The 22,737-nt window shown below is 42.3% G+C and carries 27 protein-coding genes and 1 pseudogene; 16 read left to right on the top strand and 12 right to left on the bottom strand.

The genetic code is table 11. The features are described from left to right. Window positions 1-290: 290 nt before the first annotated feature. The 5 genes from V7K56_RS31380 to psaA form a co-directional block, all read right to left on the bottom strand. Window positions 291-416 (bottom strand): hypothetical protein, encoded by a 126-nt coding sequence (locus V7K56_RS31380; RefSeq protein ID WP_334917109.1) that lies wholly within the window; start codon window positions 414-416, stop codon window positions 291-293. Between the two features lie 3 nt (window positions 417-419). Next, window positions 420-626 (bottom strand): hypothetical protein, encoded by a 207-nt coding sequence (locus tag V7K56_RS31375; RefSeq protein ID WP_334917107.1) that lies wholly within the window; start codon window positions 624-626, stop codon window positions 420-422. Further along, window positions 616-774, bottom strand: coding sequence for a hypothetical protein (locus tag V7K56_RS31370; RefSeq protein ID WP_334917105.1), 159 nt, complete (start codon window positions 772-774; stop codon window positions 616-618). Before V7K56_RS31370 ends, V7K56_RS31375 begins: the two co-directional genes overlap by 11 nt. 304 nt (window positions 775-1,078) lie before the next feature. Further along, window positions 1,079-3,304, bottom strand: a complete 2,226-nt coding sequence (gene psaB, locus V7K56_RS31365; protein WP_334917103.1) for a photosystem I core protein PsaB — start codon at window positions 3,302-3,304, stop codon at window positions 1,079-1,081. Between the two features lie 166 nt (window positions 3,305-3,470). Beyond that, window positions 3,471-5,729: a photosystem I core protein PsaA gene (gene psaA / locus V7K56_RS31360; RefSeq protein ID WP_334917101.1), complete on the bottom strand. Its 2,259-nt coding sequence runs from the start codon at window positions 5,727-5,729 to the stop codon at window positions 3,471-3,473. A 456-nt stretch (window positions 5,730-6,185) separates the two neighbouring features. Here psaA and V7K56_RS31355 point away from each other — a divergent pair, with 456 nt between their 5' ends. Both V7K56_RS31355 and V7K56_RS31350 read left to right on the top strand, forming a co-directional pair. Further along, complete coding sequence (locus tag V7K56_RS31355) at window positions 6,186-7,841, top strand: hypothetical protein (protein WP_334917173.1); 1,656 nt, start codon at window positions 6,186-6,188, stop codon at window positions 7,839-7,841. Between the two features lie 179 nt (window positions 7,842-8,020). After that, complete coding sequence (locus tag V7K56_RS31350) at window positions 8,021-9,799, top strand: HAMP domain-containing sensor histidine kinase (RefSeq protein WP_334917099.1); 1,779 nt, start codon at window positions 8,021-8,023, stop codon at window positions 9,797-9,799. Between the two features lie 3 nt (window positions 9,800-9,802). Here V7K56_RS31350 and glsA read toward each other — a convergent pair whose 3' ends face one another. Beyond that, entirely contained in the window at window positions 9,803-10,717 is a 915-nt protein-coding gene (glsA, locus tag V7K56_RS31345) for a glutaminase A (RefSeq protein ID WP_334917097.1), read from the bottom strand. A gap of 111 nt (window positions 10,718-10,828) precedes the next feature. Between glsA and V7K56_RS31340 the strand changes: the two genes are divergently transcribed. Continuing rightward, window positions 10,829-11,416 carry an RICIN domain-containing protein gene (locus V7K56_RS31340; RefSeq protein ID WP_334917095.1) on the top strand — a complete coding sequence of 196 codons (588 nt, stop codon included), beginning with the start codon at window positions 10,829-10,831 and terminating at the stop codon, window positions 11,414-11,416. 98 nt (window positions 11,417-11,514) lie between these two features. On the opposite strand, the gene V7K56_RS31335 is transcribed toward V7K56_RS31340, so the two are convergent. Both V7K56_RS31335 and V7K56_RS31330 read right to left on the bottom strand, forming a co-directional pair. Beyond that, window positions 11,515-11,703, bottom strand: a complete 189-nt coding sequence (locus V7K56_RS31335; protein WP_334917092.1) for a hypothetical protein — start codon at window positions 11,701-11,703, stop codon at window positions 11,515-11,517. Then, window positions 11,700-11,900 (bottom strand): hypothetical protein, encoded by a 201-nt coding sequence (locus V7K56_RS31330; RefSeq protein WP_334917090.1) that lies wholly within the window; start codon window positions 11,898-11,900, stop codon window positions 11,700-11,702. Before V7K56_RS31330 ends, V7K56_RS31335 begins: the two co-directional genes overlap by 4 nt. A 153-nt stretch (window positions 11,901-12,053) precedes the next feature. On the opposite strand from V7K56_RS31330, the gene V7K56_RS31325 reads away from it, so the two are divergent. The 5 genes and pseudogenes from V7K56_RS31325 (at window position 12,054) to V7K56_RS31305 (ending at window position 16,174) form a co-directional block, all read left to right on the top strand. Beyond that, window positions 12,054-13,568, top strand: a complete 1,515-nt coding sequence (locus V7K56_RS31325; RefSeq protein WP_334917088.1) for a thioredoxin-like domain-containing protein — start codon at window positions 12,054-12,056, stop codon at window positions 13,566-13,568. A 94-nt stretch (window positions 13,569-13,662) separates the two neighbouring features. Further along, a pseudogene (locus tag V7K56_RS31320) lies at window positions 13,663-14,232 on the top strand (HAD family hydrolase); the annotation flags it as partial. A 120-nt stretch (window positions 14,233-14,352) separates the two neighbouring features. Beyond that, complete coding sequence (locus tag V7K56_RS31315) at window positions 14,353-14,703, top strand: DUF952 domain-containing protein (protein WP_334917171.1); 351 nt, start codon at window positions 14,353-14,355, stop codon at window positions 14,701-14,703. 342 nt (window positions 14,704-15,045) lie between these two features. Beyond that, window positions 15,046-15,960, top strand: a complete 915-nt coding sequence (locus tag V7K56_RS31310) for an RluA family pseudouridine synthase (RefSeq protein WP_334917169.1) — start codon at window positions 15,046-15,048, stop codon at window positions 15,958-15,960. 37 nt (window positions 15,961-15,997) lie between these two features. After that, window positions 15,998-16,174, top strand: coding sequence for a hypothetical protein (locus V7K56_RS31305; protein WP_334917086.1), 177 nt, complete (start codon window positions 15,998-16,000; stop codon window positions 16,172-16,174). Between the two features lie 123 nt (window positions 16,175-16,297). Here V7K56_RS31305 and V7K56_RS31300 read toward each other — a convergent pair whose 3' ends face one another. The 3 genes from V7K56_RS31300 to V7K56_RS31290 form a co-directional block, all read right to left on the bottom strand. Further along, a complete protein-coding gene (locus V7K56_RS31300; RefSeq protein WP_334917084.1) occupies window positions 16,298-17,065 on the bottom strand; it encodes a phycobilisome rod-core linker polypeptide in 768 nt (255 codons plus the stop codon). Window positions 17,066-17,547: 482 nt separating this feature from the next. Further along, window positions 17,548-18,090 carry a hypothetical protein gene (locus tag V7K56_RS31295; RefSeq protein ID WP_334917082.1) on the bottom strand — a complete coding sequence of 181 codons (543 nt, stop codon included), beginning with the start codon at window positions 18,088-18,090 and terminating at the stop codon, window positions 17,548-17,550. After that, window positions 18,091-18,699 (bottom strand): phycobiliprotein lyase, encoded by a 609-nt coding sequence (locus tag V7K56_RS31290; RefSeq protein WP_442940305.1) that lies wholly within the window; start codon window positions 18,697-18,699, stop codon window positions 18,091-18,093. A 299-nt stretch (window positions 18,700-18,998) separates the two neighbouring features. Here V7K56_RS31290 and V7K56_RS31285 point away from each other — a divergent pair, with 299 nt between their 5' ends. The 5 genes from V7K56_RS31285 to V7K56_RS31265 all read left to right on the top strand — a co-directional run bounded on the left by V7K56_RS31285 (window position 18,999) and on the right by V7K56_RS31265 (window position 21,485). Continuing rightward, the gene (locus tag V7K56_RS31285) at window positions 18,999-19,169 is read left to right on the top strand and encodes an NblA/ycf18 family protein (protein ID WP_442940304.1); all 171 of its coding nucleotides are present in this window, start codon (window positions 18,999-19,001) and stop codon (window positions 19,167-19,169) included. A 165-nt stretch (window positions 19,170-19,334) separates the two neighbouring features. Further along, on the top strand, window positions 19,335-19,463 hold the full coding sequence (locus tag V7K56_RS31280; RefSeq protein ID WP_334917080.1) for a hypothetical protein: 129 nt from the start codon (window positions 19,335-19,337) through the stop codon (window positions 19,461-19,463). Between the two features lie 103 nt (window positions 19,464-19,566). Then, window positions 19,567-20,124, top strand: a complete 558-nt coding sequence (locus V7K56_RS31275) for a bleomycin hydrolase (protein ID WP_334917078.1) — start codon at window positions 19,567-19,569, stop codon at window positions 20,122-20,124. 78 nt (window positions 20,125-20,202) lie between these two features. Next, complete coding sequence (locus V7K56_RS31270; RefSeq protein WP_334917076.1) at window positions 20,203-20,697, top strand: bleomycin hydrolase; 495 nt, start codon at window positions 20,203-20,205, stop codon at window positions 20,695-20,697. Between the two features lie 179 nt (window positions 20,698-20,876). Then, the gene (locus V7K56_RS31265; RefSeq protein WP_334917074.1) at window positions 20,877-21,485 is read left to right on the top strand and encodes a HEAT repeat domain-containing protein; all 609 of its coding nucleotides are present in this window, start codon (window positions 20,877-20,879) and stop codon (window positions 21,483-21,485) included. An 80-nt stretch (window positions 21,486-21,565) separates the two neighbouring features. On the opposite strand, the gene V7K56_RS31260 is transcribed toward V7K56_RS31265, so the two are convergent. Then, complete coding sequence (locus V7K56_RS31260; RefSeq protein WP_334917072.1) at window positions 21,566-21,826, bottom strand: hypothetical protein; 261 nt, start codon at window positions 21,824-21,826, stop codon at window positions 21,566-21,568. A gap of 263 nt (window positions 21,827-22,089) precedes the next feature. On the opposite strand from V7K56_RS31260, the gene V7K56_RS31255 reads away from it, so the two are divergent. Genes V7K56_RS31255 through V7K56_RS31245 form a run of 3 tightly spaced genes read left to right on the top strand, consistent with a single transcriptional unit; the run spans window position 22,090 to window position 22,736 of the window. Next, window positions 22,090-22,323 (top strand): transposase, encoded by a 234-nt coding sequence (locus tag V7K56_RS31255; protein ID WP_334917070.1) that lies wholly within the window; start codon window positions 22,090-22,092, stop codon window positions 22,321-22,323. Between the two features lie 10 nt (window positions 22,324-22,333). Next, a complete protein-coding gene (locus V7K56_RS31250; RefSeq protein ID WP_334917068.1) occupies window positions 22,334-22,552 on the top strand; it encodes a hypothetical protein in 219 nt (72 codons plus the stop codon). Continuing rightward, window positions 22,527-22,736: a hypothetical protein gene (locus V7K56_RS31245; RefSeq protein ID WP_334917066.1), complete on the top strand. Its 210-nt coding sequence runs from the start codon at window positions 22,527-22,529 to the stop codon at window positions 22,734-22,736. The genes V7K56_RS31250 and V7K56_RS31245 overlap by 26 nt, the downstream gene beginning before the upstream one ends. Window position 22,737 lies beyond the last annotated feature (1 nt).

The following is a 22,737-nucleotide window of genomic DNA, read 5'->3' as shown; positions in this document are numbered from 1 at the left end:
GCACCGTTCTGCTGGGTATAAAAGGGATTAAAAATTATTTCTTTTTGTGGCGTTATTGGTTATTGTTGCAAGAGTGATAAAATTATCTCGTTTTTTTTAGTTATAACTTGTTTTAATATTGTCTGGATATTTTATTTTAAAAGTTATTTTTTTAACGCAGAAGAATACAGGGGGAAGCGCAAAGTAATGCAGAGGAGTATATTAAGTTTGTATCCCTTTACATAATAATATCCTCCTGAAATGTTTGGTGACAAATCAGTACAGAGGTTTTAAAAACTTTACGGTTTTCATTAGCTTAAAGTGACATCATTGCCTATAGTGTCTATCCATAAAACTAAACCAGGGCGTAGCTTTGTTCCACTCAAGTCTGTAAATGGAAATGGAACCAAGACGATATCACCTTTTTGGAGAGACATTAGTTAGATAGGTTCTCCGTCGTCAAGTGAGTATATATCTGGTTCATTTTCAAGAAATTTAAAGGCTTCTCCAGTCTGGGCAAGTAGCATTAAATCATGAGTTGAAGCCTCTGATGAATTAAAAAATAGTTTTTCTTCCAAAAGCGATCGCTCCTCATCAGAGAGAGACAGGATAGCTTGCAACAGTGATTCAACAAGTTTAGTGTTCATTTTTTATTTCGGTTTGTTTTACATACATTTTTTCTATTAATTCCTTTTCGTTTTTTCCTCTTGGTATTTGTATTAGACACAACGGCATACCGAGTTGTTGTTCATCTTCTTCATCAAGTGATTCAAATTGTGTGAATTCATCCTCCATTAAGTAGTAACGTGCCTCTTCTTCATTAAAAAACGTATACTTAGAACCATCACAATCTAATATTTCAGCAGAAAATCATTATAAACTCTTAACCTTGCCCAATTTAATTTAGGAAAACTACACCACATCAGCCACCAATTTTCTTTGAGAATAGGTTTTTGTTGGAATTGCATTTTATTTCAATTTATTTTTATAGTATCTTCAACTTCTATTACTGTAATTTTAAACTTAACTAATTTCACAAAAAATCCCCCACCTTGCGGCAGGGGATTTTTATTACTTACCTACAAAACTAGCAGCCGAATTAACCGAACTTACCAGCAGTAGAAGCAATCAAGAATGCAGCGTAAGTCACGATATAGCCAACAGTGAAGTGAGCTAGACCAACTACACGAGCTTGAACAATAGACAGAGCCACGGGCTTGTCTTTCCAGCGAACTAGGTTAGCTAGAGGAGTGCGTTCGTGTGCCCAAACAAGGGTTTCAATCAACTCTTGCCAGTAACCTCTCCAAGATATTAAGAACATGAAGCCAGTAGCCCAAACTAGGTGTCCAAACAGGAACATCCAAGCCCAGACAGACAGGTTATTCACGCCATAGGGGTTGTAACCGTTAATCAACTGAGCGGAGTTTGCCCACAGGTAATCGCGGAACCAGCCCATGAGGTATGTAGAGTTCTCATTGAACTGAGCTACGTTGCCTTGCCAAATACCGAGATGCTTCCAGTGCCAGTAGAAGGTTAACCAACCAATGGTATTGAGCATCCAGAAAGCAGCTAGGTAGAAGGCATCCCAAGCAGAGATGTCGCAAGTACCACCACGACCAGGACCGTCGCAAGGGAAGGAATAGCCGAAGTCCTTTTTATCGGGCATCAGCTTAGAACCACGGGCATCTAAAGCACCTTTGACCAAGATCAAGGTGGTAGTGTGCAGACCTAAGGCGATCGCATGGTGTACCAAGAAGTCGCCAGGGCCAATTGTTAAGAACAGGGAGTTAGTACCTGCATTGATAGCATCTAACCAGCCTGGCAACCAAACGTTAGCGTAATTGGGCCATGCTGTGTAAGCAACACTATCTGGGTTAGATAGTAAGGTATCTAAACCGTACAGTACTTTACCGTTAGCAGCTTGGACGAACTGAGCAAACACTGGCTCAATCAAGATTTGCTTTTCAGGAGTTCCAAAAGCAACTACTACGTCGTTGTGTACGTATAGACCAAGAGTGTGGAAGCCCAAGAAAAGGGATACCCAACTAAGGTGGGAAATAATCGCTTCTTTGTGCTTCAATACGCGGTCAAGAACGTTGCCTTTATTTTGCTCTGGATCGTAATCACGCACCCAGAATATTGCTCCGTGAGCAAAAGCACCAAGCATCAGGAATCCAGCAATATACTGGTGATGCGTGTACAACGCTGCCTGAGTAGTGTAGTCCTTCGCAATAAATGCGTAGGAAGGCATGGAGTACATGTGCTGTGCTACCCAGGAAGTGACAACACCTAATGCTGCTAAGTGCCATCCCAATTGGAAGTGTAGGGAGTTGTTGTAGGTGTCGTAGATACCTTGGTGAGGTAGGTTGAACGGACCTTCAACGGGAATACCGAAGAAATTCTTGGCATTCAAGGCTTCTTTGAGACTGTGACCAATCCCAAAGTTTGTCCGGTACATGTGACCAGCGACGATGAATAGAACTGCGATCGCTAGGTGGTGATGAGCTATGTCAGTCAACCACAAAGCTTCTGTCTGGGGATGGAAACCACCCAAGAAACTCAGAATTGCAGTTCCTGCACCTTGCGATGTCCCAAAGATATGTCCAGGTGTGTCAGGGTTTTGAGAGTAAACACCCCAGTTACCTGTAAAGAATGGTGTCAAACCTGCTGGGTGTGGTGGTGTGGACAGGAAGTTATCCCAACCTACGTGCTGACCGCGAGATTCGGGGACAGCAACGTGAATTAAGTGACCAGCCCAAGCCAAAGAACTAACACCAAACAAACCTGCTAAGTGGTGGTTTAGGCGATGTTCAGCGCTCTTAAACCATGCCAAGCTTGGACGGAACTTGGGTTGCAAGTGTAGCCAACCAGCGAATAACAGTACAGCTGCGAATAACAGCAAAAACACTGAACCGTTATACAGTTCGCCGTTCGTCCGCATTCCGATGGTATACCACCAATGGTAGAGACCAGAGTAGGTAATGTTTACCGGATTACTAGCGCCAGCTTGGGTAAAAGCTTCGATCGCTGGTTTACCGAAGTGGGGGTCCCAAATAGCATGGGCGATGGGACGGATGTGAAGGGGATCTTTAATCCACTGTTCAAAGTTACCTTGCCAGGCTACGTGGAACAGGAGGCTGGATGCCCACAGGAAGATGATTGCCAAGTGACCGAAGTGAGTTGCGAAAATCTTTTGGTAAAGATTTTCTTCCGTCATGCCATCATGGGTTTCAAAGTCGTTGCCTGTAGCGATCGCATACCATATCCGACGAGTCGTCGGGTCCTGTGCGAGATCCTGGCTAAATTTGGGAAATTTTGTCGCCATAGGTTTAATAAATCCTCTGACCTTTAGCCATCAAGTATCAGTTCAATTTCGGATTTGAGATTTTGGATTCAATCCAAAATCTCAAATCCCTTCGGGTTCAGCAGTCCCACACCTACGGAAACCGCCAAGACGGGGGCTGCCTTACCATCCAAAATTTTGCTGATTGCTACCCTACTGAAAGGATGTGTGCATGGAAGAACGCCCAAGTAGTAGCAATCCCTCCCAAGAGGTAGTGAGCTACCCCTACGGCCCGACCCTGAATAATGCTCAGAGCGCGAGGCTGAATTGCTGGTGCTACCTTCAATTTATTATGTGCCCAAACAATGGACTCAATCAGTTCTTGCCAGTAGCCGCGACCACTGAACAGGAACATCAAGCTGAATGCCCAAACAAAGTGAGCGCCTAAGAACATGAGTCCATAGGCAGATAGCGCACTGCCGTAGGAATTGATGACTTGTGTAGCTTGTGCCCACAAGAAGTCTCGCAACCAACCGTTGATGGTAAGTGCACTTTGGGCAAAGTTACCACCAGTGATGTTAGTCACAGCACCATCTGCATCTACGGTTCCCCAAACATCTGATTGCATCTTCCAGCTGAAGTGGAAAATTACAATCGACAGGGAGTTGTACATCCAGAAGAGTCCGAGGAATACGTGATCCCAACCAGACACTTGACAGGTACCGCCACGACCAGGACCGTCGCAGGGGAAGCGGAAGCCCAAGTTTGCCTTGTCTGGAATCAGACGAGAGCTACGGGCGTATAGCACACCTTTGAGCAGAATTAGGACGGTGACGTGAATGGTGAAAGCGTGAATGTGGTGAATTAGGAAGTCCGCTGTGCCCAAAACAATGGGTGCAGCTGCCACTTTACCGCCAACAGCCAAAACACCGCCGCCAAATACGTAGCTAACTGGTTCTATGGCATTGGGTGCAGTTGTACCAGGAGCCAAGGTGTGGATATTTTGTATCCACTGGGCAAATACTGGCTGCAATTGAATCCCTGTATCAGAGAACAAGTCTTGAGGACGACCCAATGCACGCATTGTGTCGTTGTGGATGTAAAGTCCAAAGCTATGGAAGCCGAGGAAAATACACACCCAGTTCAGGTGAGAAATAATTGCATCCCGGTGACGAATCACCCGATCCAGCAAGTTATTTTGGTTCACAACTGGATCGTAATCCCGCACCATGAAGATAGCAGCGTGAGCCGCTCCACCAACGATCAAGAAGCCACCGATCCAAACATGGTGAGTGAATATGCACAACTGCGTAGCGTAGTCAGTTGCCAAATATGGATATGGGGGCATCGCGTACATGTGATGCGCGATGATGATGGTCAGCGAACCCAAGAAGGCTAGGTTAGTAGCCAATTGAGCGTGCCAGGATGTGGTCAGATTTTCGTAGAGACCTTTGTGACCTTCACCGGTGAAAGGTCCTTTGTGGTTTTCCAGGATCTCTTTAATGCTGTGACCAATACCCCAGTTGGTACGGTATTGATGACCAGCAACGATAAAGAGAACTGCGATCGCTAAGTGGTGATGAGAAATATCAGTTAACCACAAGCCGCCTGTTACTGGGTTCAGACCGCCCTTGAAGGTGAGGAAGTCAGCATACTGACCCCAGTTCAAGGTGAAGAAAGGTGCTAAACCAGCAGCAAAGCCAGGGTACAACTCGGTCAACAAGTCTTTGTTCAAGATGAACTCGTGGGGCAAGGGTATATCTTTGAGAGCAACGCCTGCATCCAAAAGCTTGTTGGTCGGTGCGGACACGTGGATTAAGTGACCTGCCCATCCCAAGGAACCACAACCTAGCAAGACTTGCAAGTGGTGATTCAGCATCGACTCCACATTCTGGAACCATTCCAGTTTGGGAGCGCGTTTGTGGTAGTGGAACCAGCCGGCAAATAGGAACAAGCCTGCTAATACCAATCCACCGATCGCAGTGCAGTAAAGCTGGAAGGAGTTTGTAATCCCCCACCCACGCCATACTTGGAACAAACCGGAGGTGATTTGAATGCCGTGGAAACCACCGCCAACATCACCGTTTAAAATGTCTTGTCCCACAATAGGCCAAACGACCTGAGCACTCGGCTTAACGTTTAACGGGTCGGTTAGCCAAGCTTCGTAGTTAGAAAACTTCGCACCGTGGAAAATCATCCCGCTCAACCAAATTGTCACTACGGCTAGGTGGCCGAAGTGGGCTGAGAATATCTTGCGGGAGATGTCTTCTAAATCGCTTGTATGTGTATCAAAATCATGGGCGAGTGCGTGCAGGTTCCAAATCCATGTGGTGGTTTTGGGACCTCTGGCTAAGGATCTGTCAAAGTGCCCAGGTTGTGACCATCTCTCGAAAGAGGTTGCAACTGGATCATTATCGACGATTACTCTTGCCTTTTTTTCCTCTCGCTCCGGAGGACTTATTGTCATTCGACCTCCTCTCTTGATCAGGAATGAGGAATCATTAATACCACAAAATGTACAATTACCGCATACTCCAGAATTTTTTTTACTGAAGCCGCGATGAAGACCCGATGTGGATAGTTGTTTCTCGTTGAATTATAAAGTCTTCACTTGTACATTGTTAGAGATATTTTAACAATAATTCAAACTTGCTCAAATATTGCTGGAATTCCTGCCTGTTCTGGCTTTTAACTGCAAACTCGTTGTCAAAAAGTCAATAGATTATCTATTTAATTTACAAAGAATAACAATTCGTAAAATTTATAGTTTTGCTGTATGTAGCCGATGTCGTAACTTTTACTAGTATTACTTATGAACATTTATGTCATATTTCAATTTTTGCAAGTAAAACACTGTAAACAGATGGACAGTTTGAGCCAAAATAATCTGTCAATTGTTGAAGACTATCACTGGGTGCAACGCATGAACTCGTGGCAGAAAAGGGTGTTAGAGAAGCTCTTCCCTGAGAGGTTCCCGATTCTCAGGTGGGTAATAACATTGGTGCTGGTATTAAGCTTGACCAGTTGCGGCGAGAAAGCCGACAGCCAGGAAGTATCTACTGGCTATAAAAAAGAAAACTCCCCACAGATTTCTCAAATTTCAAAGCAATTTTCGGAAGTTTCCCCACCATCTGTTATCCAAGAACTGCGTTCAATTTTGGAAGTTTATCAACCACAGGTGACAATTATTACTCCAAAAGTTGATGAAGTTCTTCAAGATAACAAAGTTACAGCCAGTTTTCAGGTTAAGGATCTACCTATATTTAAAGACCCACAATTACAACTGGGCCCACATCTACACGTAATTCTGGATAATCAACCTTATATACCTGTTTACGATCTGAATCAGCCCTTGGTTTTACCAGACTTATCTCCAGGTAGTCATACTCTGCGTGTTTTTGCTTCTCGTCCTTGGCATGAAAGCTTTAAGAATGAAGGTGCTTATGCCCAAACAACATTTCACGTCTTTACCAAAACCGACGACAACACCCCAGATCCTAAATTACCTCTGCTAACCCTAAGCCGTCCTCAAAGTAGCTACGGGGCAGAACCAATTTTACTGGACTTTTACCTAACTAATGCTCCTCTGCACCTCATTGCTAAGGAAAACACCAACGACGAGTTCAGTGATTGGCGCATCCGCTCCACTATTAATGGTGAAAGCTTTATTTTTGATCGCTGGCAAGCAGTTTACCTTAAGGGCTTTCATCCAGGAAAAAACTGGGTAAAGCTAGAATTTCTCGATAATCAGGGAAATACTGTCAAAAATGCCTTTAATACTACAGTTAGATTGATTGACTACCAGCCAAAGGGTAAAGACACTCTATCAAGAATTGTCAGAGGAGAACTCACAGCAGCTGAGGTACGCCCTATCGTAGACCCGAATTATAAACTTGCACCTAAACCTATACCCACACCTTCTGTTGAAAAAACACCCCCAACACCGCCCAAGGTAGAAAAACAGCCGATTCCTGAAACTGAAATTCCAGAAAAATCCAAAATACAGCCAGAACAACCAAAATTAGAAGTTCCAACGGCTACACCAACTCCCAACTTGTCTCCAACACCACCAGAAATTATTGAGTCCCCAGCATTAGAACCACAGCCGCAGGTAATACCAACTCCCGAATCAACACCGTTACCTGAAAAAGTAACCCCTCAGCCAACAAAACCTAGATTTGGTGGATTTTTTAACCGTGGGGCTGGTAAAGTTCCCACCCCAGAAGCACCAGTTGCACCATCTCCTAGTTTGCCACCAACGCTGCCAGAGATTATTGAGTCTCCGACACCAGAACCACAGCCAACGGTAACGCCAACTCCTGAATCAACGCCGTTACCCGAAAAAGTAACGCCTCAGCCAAAAAAATTTAGATTTGGTGGATTTTTTAACCGTCGAACGACTAAGACACCTACTCCCCAAGTAACTATTGCCCCATCTCCTAGTTTGCCACCAACGCTGCCAGAGATTATTGAATCTCCAGCACCCAAAATCATTACGCCAACACTAGAACCACAGGCAGAGGTAACGCCAACACCTCCTTCTGCTGAATTACCCGAAAAACAAGTGCAACAGCCATAAAAAACAGGATTTAGTTATACCTTGAAGGCTGGTAGAGGCAGCAGAAAAGTGATTTATTTCACTTTTCTTCTGCGTCATTGGACTCAGCAATATGCGTTAGAAAGTTTCAAAATTTTTGCTTTTACTGAATAACTGGGAATTCTAAGTAAGCATTGACTCTTATTTTACTTAGGATTAATATGGCTTTCCAGACTCCAGATTCAGATTTTCCATCAGTTTCCAGTGATATCGCCGTCGTTCAATCGAGCCAAAAAGGGTGGTTCTCAAAAATTACCAACGGTCTGAGTATTGGCAACAAAATTAAATTTGGCTACAGTCTTGCTCTCGGTGTGGGAATTGTCGGAACCACAATTGGGTTAGTTTTAGGAGATCGCTATCAGCAACAGGCGTTACAGCAGCAACAAAATGCCTTTGAGGAACTCAATTTGCTCTATCGCCTCCAGACAAGTATCCTGCAAACCCGGACGCACCAGCAGCAACTCATTCCCTTAGTGGGAAATCTAAAGCTGTACACAGAGGAATATACCCACATTACTAATACACATGCACCTGAAATTAAGCAGGTTTGGTTGGAACTTGAAACGTATATAAAAACTGTAGATTATGCCAACCAAAAGAACACTGAGAATATTCCCCGGCTGCTAAAAACTTATGAAGGTGTAACACAAACTTATATCCAGCAACTTGAAGAACTATTTCAGCAACTTGATTTATCTCCTCCAACTGAGAATAAAATTGCGATCGCTCAACGACGACTGTTGAAGTTTACCAATAGTGAGTTAGCACTTAAGTTTGACAGTATCTCCGATGAATTGGTTACTGTCATTGATACCTCTTATGAGGAATTACAAGCTGCAACAACGACGTTCAAGACAGTAGCACAAATACGCATTCAAATTATTGTTGCTAGTATTCTGTTGTCAGCAGTAATTGCTACTCTTTTAGCTTTTTTGACGAGTCGAACCATTACCCATCCCGTTGAAGTGCTGACGAATGTAGCGCAGCGAGTCACCAAAGAATCTAACTTTGATCTGCAAGCACCCGTCATAACTACAGATGAAATTGGCATACTTGCTACTGCATTTAACCAAGTTTTGCACAGGGTTAAATGCTTACTGGAAGAACAGCAAGCAGCTGCCTTTCGTCAGCAGCAAATGCAAGAAGCGCAATTGCTTCAAAGTGAGAAAATGTCTAGTTTAGGACGAATGGTAGCTGGCATTGCCCACGAAATTAATAATCCGGTAAATTTTATCTACGGCAATTTAGATCCTGCTATTCAGCATGTAGATGATTTATTAGCATTATTACAAACTTATCGCCAAGAAATATCTAGTCCACCTCTAGCGGTACAAAACCACGCCACCGAAATTGATGTAGAATTTGTGGAAGAAGATTTACCTAAAGTTTTGCAGTCAATGAGGTTCGGCGCTGATCGCGTCCGACAAATTGTCTTGAGTTTGAAAAACTTCTCTCGTTTAGATGAAGCAGAAGCTCATGCAGTCAATTTGCATGAATGTATTGAGAGTACGCTACTTATCCTCAATAACCGGATCAAAAAAGGGATTACAATTGAGCGCTGCTACGGTGATATTCCCAACATTGAAGGTTTTTCTAGCTCGCTTTACCAAGTATTCATGAACATTATCAACAATGCGCTTGATGCTTTGGAAGAACAGCACAATACTCAAGACAAACCACGAATTACGATCGCTACCGAACTTCAAGATAAAAACTGGGTAATTGTCCGTATTGCTGATAACGGTTCTGGTATTGCCCCTGATACTCAAGAGAAAATTTTTGAGATGTTCTTTACCACCAAACCAACAGGCGTTGGCACTGGGATGGGACTTTCGATTAGTCATCAGATTGTTGTCGAAAAACATGGAGGACAACTAATTTGTAAATCTGAGGTGGGTAGTGGTACGGAATTTATCATTTCTCTCCCCATTCAAAAGTAGGATTTAGCCAAAAATACTCAACTGCAACTCTTGTGCTAAAGCCTCAACAAAGACAAGCCCTGCTACCGGATTTCCTACCTGATCCAAAGCTGGACTATAACAAGCGATCGCTCCCTCACCTGGTACTATTGCTACAAGTCCACCACCAATCCCTGATTTCATTGGTAAACCAATTCTGACTGCAAACTCGGCAGAAGTTTCGTATAGTCCACAAGTTAACATCACAGCATTGACAATCCGACGGTTTTGTGATGATAAACAGCTATTTTCACAAGCTAGCAGTTTTCCTAACAGGGCTAAATCTTCAACTCGTCCAGAAAGACAGCATATTTGTTCATAAGTGTCAAGTGCTGTATCAATATTTTCTAAATGACCGCTTTGGGTGAGATGATTAGCGATCGCTTCATTGGCTTTTGAGCGGGTTAATCGCACTGAAGCCAGCATCACCTCATCTAAGCTTAGTTGACAACCTACTAATTGGTTGAGCCATTGACAAAATAAAAAAGTGCGTTCGTTCGCGTCCTTTCCTGGTAACTTATCAGACAGGGTAATTGCTCCACTATTAATCATCGGGTTGCGGGGATGGCCGCGATCACTAATTAATTGTTCTAAAGAATTGAAGGGTGCATCTGATGGTTCAACCCCAACCGAGCCGAAAACCGTTTCTGCTCCTAGATGTTCTAGCAGATAAAGTAGAGAGAATGTCTTAATGACGCTCATTAGCGGGAAGACACAAGCTGTATCCCCAAAGCTGATATTTTTCCCCGATGCACAGCAGATGTGAACTGCAAACCAACTAGGATTAGCTTTAGCCAATTGCGGAATGCGATCAATAACTTGTCCTCGTTCAGCCTGAATTTTAGCTAATTGAACCCAGGATAATAAGTCCGTAGTAGTTAGTTTGTTAAGTTCTTTCAAAGTGCAAATTTTCTAAAACTTTATTTATTAAATAGCAAGTATAGAGTACACTCTGAACCTGATCAGGGCTTTGTAATACCGCAGAAACACGAGATTAACGAGAAAAAACTTGTGAAACCTAATTTAAAAAAGCGTACAGCGATCGCAGTTGGCTTGGTCGGGTCATTGTTATGGGGAGCAACTTGCATTCTAGAAAATCAAAATGCTATTGCACAAGTAGGGGGAATGTTTATAATAAACGAACTATCAAACAGGTGTATTGATGTATCTGGAGATCCTGGAACAGCTAATGGTACGCAATTAATACTTGCTAATTGCGAACTATCTGGATCTAGCGCTTCTGGTAGGATGACAGATCAGAAATGGGAATTTATTCGTGGGGGATTTATCAGAAATAAATTATCCAACAAATGCATTGATGTAGAGGGACAGCCTGGCACAGTTACTGGTGCGCGATTGATACTTTCTGATTGTGAACTATCTGGATTTAGCAGTTCTTCTGAAACCACAGATCAGAGGTGGGAATATATTGGTGCAGGATTTCTTAGAAATGGATTATCCAACAAATGTATTGCTGTATTTGGAGATCCTGGCATAGCTAATGGTACGTCATTGGTACTTTCTGATTGTGAAATATCTGGATTTAGCAGTTCTGGTAGAAGCTCAGATCAGAGGTGGCGGTGGCAACCAAGTTTTTAAGAGATTAAGGGATGGGTGCAACGCTAAAAACATTTCTAATTTATGCAGTTCCTGAAAGTTAGAAACTGGCAGTTTTCAAGACTAGCCAGTTTTTAACTTTAAACTTGTTGGCGTTTTAACTCTTGTATCAATACTTGGCAGCGCTTGCTAGCTTCTCTTGCCTGTTGCCTAAACTGTTTGGCTTGCTCTTGGTTAGTTAAATACACTTCAGATGCTTTTTGCCTGAGTTCAACAGCTTGTTTACTGAGTTCCTGAATCCGAATCTTTAATTCTTCAATTGTTTTCATCTTTCCTCCTGTTCTGAAATCACAATATCCAAATTTTCTGCTTCTTCATAAAGTCTATCTGCTCTACTAGCCAGCAAGCTAGCATCATCAAAATCATTGTTTGCTATTGCTCTGTCATGAGCTTCGTACAACTTATCAATGATTTCTTGTAATTGTACGTAAGCTTGTAACAAGACATTTCGTGTTTCTGACTTCATATTTACCGATTAAATATCTAATTCTCCTGGAATTAAACTGCGGTTTAATTTTGTCTAAGTCTTTAGTAGCAACACACGGTAATATATCATTATTTTTCATCGGTCTATTTCAGAAATTTGGTATAAACATCCTCTAAGAGCAAAGTATACTTTATGATTCCCCGTGTCAGAGCGCCAGAATTACCACAAAACTACTATTGGCTTAATACTGATAAACCTTTGTCTCTTAAACAGTTCAAAGGTAGAGTCGTAATTTTGGATTTTTGGACATACTGCTGTATTAATTGTCTGCATATTTTGCCAAACCTGAAATATTTAGAACAAAAATATAAAGATAGTCTTACCGTTATTGGCGTACATTCTGCCAAATTTGACAACGAAAAAGAAACAGAAAATATCCGCCAAGCTATTCTGCGTTACGACATTGAACATCTTGTTGTAGTTGACAACGGTTTTCGGATTTGGGAAGAGTATGCTGTGCGTGCTTGGCCTACGTTAATAATTATTGATCCAGAAGGTTATGTGATTGGCCAGATTTCTGGTGAAGGAAATCGTGACACTTTAGACGAGTTGATTCAAAAGTTAATTCAACAACATCAAGACAAAGGTACAATTAATTTCCAAGAAATTAGCTTGACTTTAGAAAAACAGCGCCAACCATTAATCACACCTTTAGCTTTTCCTGGTAAAGTTCTAGCTACTGCAATGGGTTTATTCATTGCTGATTCTGGACATCACCGCCTAGTTATGAGTAGTTTCGACGGAGAAATTCTACATTTAATTGGTACTGGAAAATCTGGCTTAACCGATGGTGCTTTTAATGAAGCACAATTTTTTGCACCGCAAGGAATGGCTTATGATGCTGAAAATCAGATTCTTTATGTTGCTGATACAGAAAATCATGCACTGCGGCGAGTTGATTTAAAGCACCAAATAGTCAAAACTATTGCGGGAACTGGCGAACAAAGCCGTAATATCAATCCTCATGGCGGTGCTGGTTTACAAACCGCACTCAATTCCCCTTGGGATTTAGTAAAAGTAGGAAATACTCTATTTATTGCAATGGCTGGGCCGCATCAAATCTGGCAAATGAATTTAGGAACTGGCATCATCAAAACTTATGCTGGTACTGGTGCAGAAGCGTGTATCGATGGTTCACTTACTGAATCTGCCTTTGCTCAACCTAGCGGTATTACTAATAATGGGCAAGAATTATATATTGCTGACAGTGAAGTTAGTTCAATTCGTGGTGTTGGAATTGTCGAACCGTACCAAGTAAGAACTGTTTGCGGTAGTGGCGGTTTATTTGGTTTTGGCGATGTAGATGGACAAGGTGAAAATGTCCGTTTACAACACTGTTTAGGAGTGGAATTTGCTCAGAATTTTTTGTGGGTGGCAGATACTTATAATCATAAAATTAAATTAGTAAGTCCCAGTGGCAATTGTCAAACAGTTTTAGGAGATGGTTCTGCTGGTTTACAAGATGGTCAGGGTAAGAATACTCGATTTTTTGAACCTTCAGGATTGAGTGCTATGAATTCATATCTATATATTGCTGATACCAATAATCATGCCATCCGCCGCATAGATTTAAATAATTATAAAGTAATAACGCTTCAATTTCCTAATTTATGTGCCCCAGATGTTTGTATTCCGCCAAATTTATAGAATAATAATCTTACGCAAAGGCACAAAAAAACTCTGAATTTAGAGCGTCTGTCTGTGAGATTTTAAATAATAATATTGTAGAGCGATCACTTATATGCAACTAGTCATTTTTGATATTGATGGTACACTAACAAATACCGACAAAATTGATGAAAATTGTTTTGTACGAGCCTTGGCATTGGAATTTGGTATTTTTGGTATAAATACAAATTGGTCTGAATACGCATACACCACAGATTCTGGAATTACTCAGGAAATTTTTAAAGAAAAATTAGAACGTCTTCCTTCAAATGAAGAGGTAGTTAGACTCAAAGCACGTTTTGTTAGCCTGCTCCAGGAAGCATTTATTAATAACCAAGATTTATTCAGCGAAATTCCTGGTGCTGCAAATGTATTAGTTAAATTACAGCTAGATTCTGATTGGTGTGTTGCGTTCGCAACTGGTGGTTGGGGTGAGTCTGCTAAATTAAAACTTCAAAAAGCTAATTTACAAATAGAAAACATTCCGTTAACTTCAGCGAATGATGCACTTTCGCGGGAAGATATTATTAAGATAGCTATTATCAAAGCGGAGAACGTTTATCAAGTTGAAAAGTTTTATAAAGTTGTTTTTGTAGGTGATGGTGTTTGGGATGTAAAAGCAGCCTATCATTTGAATATTGCTTTTATTGGAATAGGAGATAATAAATTAACAAATTTAGGTGCTACCAAAGTAATTAGAGACTTTACACATTTAGAAGATTTCTTAAAAATATTACAATCCGCAGCAATTCCTAGATTTTCTATGAACACCATTCTCCACATTACCAAACGCCAACAATGGGAACAAGCAAAAAATATCGGTACATATTGTGCTGATTCGTTAGACAGCGAAGGTTTTATGCATTGTTCAAAATCAACGCAAATACTGAAAGTTGCAAATAAATTTTTTGATAATCAAAAAGAATTGGTACTACTTTTTATTGATTCTGATAAAGTTCAAGCTGAAATTCGCTATGAACCTGCTGAAATAAATGAATTATTTCCTCATGTATATGGTGAGTTAAATATTGATGCTGTGTATCAGGTGATTGATTTTGAAGCTGGGGAAGGTGGTTTATTTGAGTTGCCGCAAGAAGTTATAAATTTAGAATAACGAACCGCAAAGACAAGGCAGTGCGTTGGGCGGGTTCCCCGACTTGAAGCAACTGCCGCGCAAAGGACGCGAAGGAGGAGAAATGAAAAGTCAAGGGTTTGATGTGGTGCGATCGCATCCCTAAGATTTTGCTCCAGCGACACGCGATCGCCAATTCATAACCTCAACTCAAAGGATTCCGCGCTTTACTTAAAGAAGGGGAATTAATAATCTAGAGCAATTGTGACCGAATTTAATTTACAAATCCAAAAAAATAGTGATGGCTCCGCCAACGCCAAGGGCGAACACTTGTCAACTCCACTTGAGGATGCTACACCTAGCTTGCTTCCCCTTAAGAGTACAATATACTGCGTCAACACTAAAGGCGATCGCCTTGACCGTTACCTTTCCCAAGAATTACCAGACTTATCCCGTTCCCGCATCCAACAGTTAATCGAACAGGGTAACGTCCAACTTAACGATCAAGTTTGTACATCTAAGAAGATCAATGTCAAGCTAGGCGATCGCATAACTCTCGAAATACCAGAAGTTCAACCTTTAGAACTGCAAGCAGAAGACATTTCCTTAGATATCCTTTACGAAGATGACCAGTTACTTATTCTCAACAAACCCGCAGGTTTAGTTGTCCATCCTGCGCCTGGTCATCCTGATGGCACTTTGGTAAATGCCCTATTGGCTCACTGTCCCAATTTACCAGGAATTGGCGGAGTCCAACGTCCGGGAATCGTCCATCGATTGGATAAGGATACAACAGGGGCGATCGCGATCGCTAAAACAGATATTGCCCATCATCATCTACAAGCACAACTCAAAGCAAAAACTGCACGGCGAGAATACTTGGGCATAGTTTACGGTGCGCTAAAAACTGAAAGTGGCACTATTGACTTGCCCATTGGTCGCCATCCCCAAGACCGCAAAAAAATGGCTGTTATGCCTGTTGAACAAGGCGGACGAGTCGCCGTCACTCACTGGAAAGTACTAGAACGTCTTGGTAACTTCACCTTAATTCACTTTCAATTAGAAACTGGACGCACCCATCAAATTCGTGTCCACAGCAGCAAAATAGGTCATCCCATTGTCGGCGACCCAGTTTATAGTTCTGGCCATTCCGTCGGGGTAAATTTGCCTGGTCAAGCACTACACGCTTGGCGACTAAAATTGCAGCATCCCTTATCTGAGGAGTTAATTGAGGTGACAGCTACTCCTCCCGCCCATTTTAAAAAACTTTTGGAGATGCTAAAAAGACGAACAAAGTAGAACCATTTCACAGATATTAAGCATCCAGAAAAAAACCATGCCCAATGACGCCAGTTGCTTTAAGTCGGCAAAGCTGACGACAGTTGCCTCAAGTCGGGAAACCCTTTCGGCAGTTCCTCCTGGGGGAAACCCCCAAGACCGGACTGCCTCACCACGGCGCTGTCTCCCCAACGCACTGGCTCCCCAATTCCCATTAACAACTAGCGTGCATTAGACATGGGATAGAGTCTGTTTCACTTAGTTATATCTAAATAAAACTCCTACATAACCCAAGACTTATGCACGCTATAAAGCGATCAAATGGATGTACTAGCCAGCCATCGACCAAAAATCGTTGTTATTTAATTCCTGACAGTTGCCGATAAGGTACGGACTTTTCAATATCGATGTTATATGGCGAGACCCGTTGTGGAGCATTGCCAGTTGCATTGATATTTTGTGCCATACCCAGGAATAGAGATGGATCGCCAGCCTTGGGCTTTTGCTCTTGTGGCAGGAATCTGCGTACTTCGACCTGCCAAATAATTTGGGGGAAACCCAGTTTCGCACGGTGGTAATCTTCGTATCGCGGAGATTTAATATTGAATGGCAACTCACCTTGAGATTGAGATGGCAGTATCCGACGACGGTGATAAGGCACTGTGGAGTATCCAAAATTGCTCAGGTACTCTTCAGTGTTGAGCACTTCATCAATAAAGCCTACAATACCCTTGGTAGCGACTACAATTGACCAGGCGATTTTTTCCCGCTCGTTGTATGGGTCACGTCCCAAAACACGCTGGATTACTTGCTCAACAAAGCGATAATTATTGTTGAGGTCGTAAAAGCTTTTCTTAAAGGTATTGGAAAGCACCAAACCACGAATAAAGTCCCGTACTGTAATTTGTCCATTACGGAGTTGAGACTCTAAAAATGTTTCGCGATCGGCAGCAAAAGCACAAAAGAAAATTTGACGATATGCTGCTTCGATCAGATCGCCTAAATCTGATGGAGACAGTATATTGTCTGTAGTAAAAATCCTGGGTTGTTCATCACCCGGTACTTCGTATGCAGCTACACGCTGATTTTGACTTGAAGGTTCATACTCTAACAGAGGAATTGCCACTCTAAAGCCTCCATGTTCTTAATTAAAGTTAATAACTTTTAATCATATATTAAGGGAGTAGTCGTATCAGAACCTGACTTTCTGAATAAAATTTCACGAAACTTAACTAAGGGTAATTTTAAGTATTCGTAGGATAAATGATTAGCCTGCTGGATTAAACCTATAGCTAAAATCAATAAATAGGGAGTTAGGCTTCGAGGTTAATGACTACGTAAATGACTAAAAAATTTTATTCACATATTTTAGATTAGGAGATTCAGTTTCACCTTTTTAAACCGAAGTAATAATTTTTAACATTTAGCAAAAGAAATTAATGGGGCATGGGGCATGGTTATCGTACATTCAAGGGTTTAAGACCCCAACTATACACGTAGCATATTTTGAGTCGGGTTTAAATCCCCAACTCAAAATGTCTTGAATTTTGAATTTTGAATTTTGAATTTTGAATTTTGAATTGTTAATTTCCTTGTCCCCTGCCCCCTTCAGCGACCTATCCAAAATTCCAGGGGATCTATGGTTGATTGACAGTGAGGCCAGCTACGCAAAGTTGCTTCCATTCCTGCCTCCCAGTAGGGTGGTTCCAATCCTAGCCCTAAGCAGAGATGAGATAGAATGCTAGCAAACTGCTCATTGTGACCAAAGTCTCCTAGATGGGCATGGGCGTATTCATGGACGACTATACCAAACCAGTCTCTAGGTACAACTCGACCAACATCTACCAGAATAGTGATTGGGTTTGTGAGAATGTTGCACAGCCCATCTATGCCGAAGGATTGAGCTATGGGAACTGCAAAAATTTGGATGTAACGACGCTCTTGGGGATGAAAGCACTGATGACAAACTTCTAGATAGGCGTTGATCTGAGCGTTTACGGCGTTAATATTGTCGCCGATCCAAGTGCAAATGGGGATGCGATCGCGCAGGTTCTCAAACACATTCACCATACCCGGTTCTAGGGCAAGTCCCTGTACCAGACGCAGATAATCTTGCCCACGAGTAAAAGCATCACTCTGCTTGAGAATCATTCACCAGCCCAAAACTGAGTAAAACTGTTTTTTTTCTAAAACATCCGCTCCTTGTCTTTCTGTTACTTCTTCTGAGCTAGAAGCATCACCAGAAGTTTCAATGCGGCTTTCAGTACAAAACGATGCGGTGCTAAAGCCGCCAAACCGTTTGACTGTACTAGTTCGCATTCGCATATTTGGGCTGGCGAACCAAAATCGCTCAATGGAACTCATTGTTTCATATTCGGTTGTCAACACCAGTCCGTCTTCATCATCCATGTGAAAAAGACCAACTACAGGCATTATTTCGGCGTAACCTCTTTCACGGAGTAATTTACCTTGCCTTGGGTTATCACCATCAGGCACGATCGCAAATATGGTTTTCCCCTGATGATTCTCCTCATCCTCTCGATCCCAAGCCATTGTCCCTAGCCAACGTACACGCGAGCCACCGACTGAAAGGCTGGGGTCAATCTCATGATATCGGCACAGTTCAATGATTTCTGGATGATCGGCATCTAGAGTTTCTACCTGTATATCCGATTCTCCTGTTTCTGAGCGTTTAAACGCCAGATGATGAGTTGCACGTTGCGATCGCCACTTACCAGCACTTAGCCGAAAAAATTCCATTGCGTCTATCAATCTTCTGACTCCTACTTATTACTCCTGCGGATGATGTTTACCTTGTTCTTTGTTTTTAGAGTAGTTGGGATATAAACATTCTAAACATTACAGCGATTAGTGGTCAGCTTCAATAAACACCCTAGAAAGGGAGAGAAACATATTGTCATTTGATTGTAAACTTTTATGAGTGTGATTTATTATCGCTTGACAAAGTAGACATTTTAATATGTGAGTGCTAAACTAGTAGAAAGCGATCGTCTTCTACAACAACAAATACCCTTCGATTCAATCAATCACAGGAGTGAATGATGGACTTTCCCGTGGAATTAACTTTAGAACAACAGTTTCGCTTACAAAATTTGAAAGACCAGGTAAAAAATTTGAGCCAAGAAGAGGCTCAAGAATTTTTGTTAGAAATTTTACGGCAGATGATGGTGAAAGATAATTTGGTTAAACATCTGCTAAAACAAGCTTGATAAGCTCGAGCAAGTAAAAAATAAGATTTTTTCCTTAAGACTTACGCAGGGGTAGAGTTCCAGTCAAACGCGTAAGTCTTAATTTTTTGGGCATTGGAAATTGGGCATGGGGGCTAAAGAATAGACTCACCATAAATCCCTCTCCCAAGCTTGAGAGAGGGACTAATGACGCCAGTTGCTTCAAGTCGGGCATTGCCCGCCCAACGCACTGGCTCCCCAATGCCCAATTCCCAATGCCCCATGCCCAAGGTAAATATTACAGATTATTACTTTGTCTCTCATAGTAAAGACTAGGGTACTATTGATCCCCTATGTTTTTCTTTGGCTACTCGCAGTTAATCTGATCGAGAACACGCCAAAAATAATATCCGCCATTTGTGAATATTAAGGAGAACTCATGGTTCTTGACGCTTTTTCTAAAGCTGTAATTACAGCAGACGCCAAAACTGCTCCTATCGGTGGTGCTGATTTAGCAGCCCTCAAGACTTTCATTTCTGATGGCAACAAGCGCCTTGACGCTGTAAACGCGATCGCTAGCAACTCTAGCTGTGCCGTTTCTGATGCCATTGCTGGAATTGCCTGTGAAAACCAAGGTTTAATTCAAGCTGGTGGTAACTTGTACCCAACTCGTCGCCATGCTGCTTGCCTACGTGATGCCGAAATCATGCTGCGTTACGTGACCTATGCGCTATTGGCTGGTGATCCTTCTGTTTTGGATGATCGTGCTCTGAATGGGCTAAAAGAAACCTACACAGCTTTGGGCGTCCCCACTGGTTCTTCTGTACGTGCTGTACAGCTCCTGAAGGCTATTAGCGTCGCTCACATCACCAACACCAACACTGAAGCTAATGCTGGTAAAAGGTTCCGCAAGCAAGAAGTAGTTCAAGGCGACTGCTCTGCTCTAGCTTCTGAAGCTGCTAGCTACTTTGATCGCATTATTTCTGCTCTGAGCTAATAGCTCATGGCTAACGGCTATTAGCCAAACGAACTGAAATTCAAACCCGATCAAATCCCATCTGGAGTATAAAAAGTAATGAAATCAGTTATCACCACGGTTATTACATCTGCTGATGCAGCAGGTCGTTTCCCATCCACCTCTGACCTTGAATCCGTCCAAGGTAGCATTCAACGTGCTAACGCTCGTCTAGAAGCTGCTGAAAAGCTGGCTTCTGGGATCGATAATGTAGCTAAAGAAGGTTATGATGCAGCCTTCAAGAAGTATCCTTACTTGAACCAAGACGGTGAAGCTGGCGACACCCAAGTTAAAAAAGATAAGTGCCTCCGCGACATCAAGCACTACCTGCGCCTAATCAACTACAGCTTAGTTGTGGGTGGTACTGGACCTTTGGATGAGTGGGGTATTGCAGGTGCTCGTGAAGTGTATCGCTCTTTGAATCTGCCTACTGCTCCCTACGTTACCGCAATGACTTACACCCGCGATCGCGCTTGCGCTCCTCGTGATTTGTCTCCTCAAGCGTTGGTTGAGTTCCGCAATCTCCTCGACTACGTAATCAACTCCCTGTCATAGTGACATGGATTGACTAGACCTAGACGAGCGATAGTCACACTCTAAAACTAGGGACTCTCGGTCAGTTGCTTTGCCTAAATTAGGTTGAGTAATCGACTTAGAGTCCCTCAGTTGTGACTAATATTTATCATTTATCTCTATCTTGAACTCAAGAAATTTAAACAGCGAAATTTTCTCTTATGACAATAGATTCTCTATTTGAACAATTGAAACATCCCAACCCCAATCTGCGCGAGCGAGCTATGTGGGAACTGGCTGATGTGCGTGATGAAAATACTGTTCCTCGGTTAATGAGTATTTTGGATCAAGAAGATATAACCTACCGTCGAGCTGCGGTAAAGGCACTGGGTGCCATTGGTATAGATGCTGTACCGCCACTGGTAGAGTCATTACTGAACAGCGATAATGCGACCATTCGGGGCAGTTGTGCTAAAGCCCTGGCACAAGTCGCCGCTAACCATCCAGACGTAGCCTTCCCAACTGAGGGCTTACAGGGATTAAAAACAGCGCTCAATGACCCAAATGGTGTTGTTTATCTTGCATCTGTGATGGCTCTGGGTGAGATTGGTTCCCCTGCCTTTGAAATTTTAACTGAAGCTCTAAAAACAACGGATAATGTGGCGGTGGCTGTAGCGATCGTCAATGCACTCGGTTCGATGGGTGATATTAGGGGAGTGGAAGTGCTGAAGGCATTGACTAATGATGAATCTGTCGATCCATATGTACGAGAGTCAGCAGTGAGTGCCTTACCACGATTAGATCAGGTGATTAGTTATAAGAGAGGGTAGCGCGATCGCTACACCTCTAGTCCTTAATTCAGTGGACAAAACTGGACTATAGGACATAACTATAACCATCAATCGGATGATCAACTAGGGTCAGTAGAAACGCCTCCAGAGGGGGTATGAGTCATTGGCTCGAGAAACCGCGGTATTACAGGAGGGGGTATATCAATTGGGTCTGGGTCGGTTGGGTCTACTTCCGAGGTATAACTTGAAATTGAAATCGAAACGTTTGAAGATTTACCTCCACCTACAATTTTTTCCGCCTCTGCTAGTGTAATTTCCTGCTTAGTAATTGATTCAACATTATCTAAATCGAGTATTTTTATTTGAGGAGAATAATGCATTTGAATTACCTAATTGGCTATTTGTCCTAGACCCCAAATTACCTTTGTTTACTTTTTATTTTTCATCTTCTAGCAGAAATTTTTCTACCAATTGTATCATTTACAAAAATTTATATTTGCTGTAAAAATAGCACTGCTATCAAAACAGCACAAAAAGTCACACTGATTAATATTGTTAAGAGGATGTCTGAAAAGTAAGAAAGCCCACGTAACGGTATCCTGTCATTAAAAAAATACTTAAGTATGACAGCGTTACGAGAGCTATGACTCCATCGTACCCAAGTAACTTGACTTCGGAGCAGTGGGAACTGCTATCAGGACTAATTCCAGCGGGGAAAAAAGGCGGTAGAAAACGTAGTGTTGACATGGAAGCAGTAGTGAATGCAATTTTTTACATTTTGTGTGCAGGTTGTGCATGGCGGATGCTTCCTCACGACTTTCCAAGCTGGAAAACCGTTTACCATTATTTCCGGCAGTGGCGTAAAGACGGCACATGACAACAAATTCATGAACGCTTGCGGAGAGTGGGTACGTGTTAGTCAAAACCGAGAACCATCACCATCTGAAGTAATTATGGACAGTCAATCAGTTGAAACAGCAACAATGGTATCCAAGGAAGTTGGCTATGACTCAGGAAAGAAAATCAAAGGACGTAAGCGACACATACTGATTGATATCTTGGGCAAGAATAATAATTGTTGTGATCACTGCCGCAAACGTCAGTGAACAAGCAGGAGCCAAACAAGTTTTGTTTAAACTTAATCAAGTACGCGTAGGCGTAGCCCGCCGTAGGCATCGCATCGGTAGATTAATTCGACGTAAGTTCGACGGTTATAAAAAGGCAAAAAGTTTGCTATGTATGGATTTGCACAACAGAGCATTCACGGCAGCGATCGCTACGATTGAGTGAG

It is taken from the genome of Nostoc sp. (genome assembly GCF_036917535.1).
Classification (GTDB): domain Bacteria; phylum Cyanobacteriota; class Cyanobacteriia; order Cyanobacteriales; family Nostocaceae; genus Nostoc.
The sequence above is the reverse complement of the archived record's forward strand: the minus strand, read 5'-3'. Positions and strand labels throughout refer to the sequence as shown.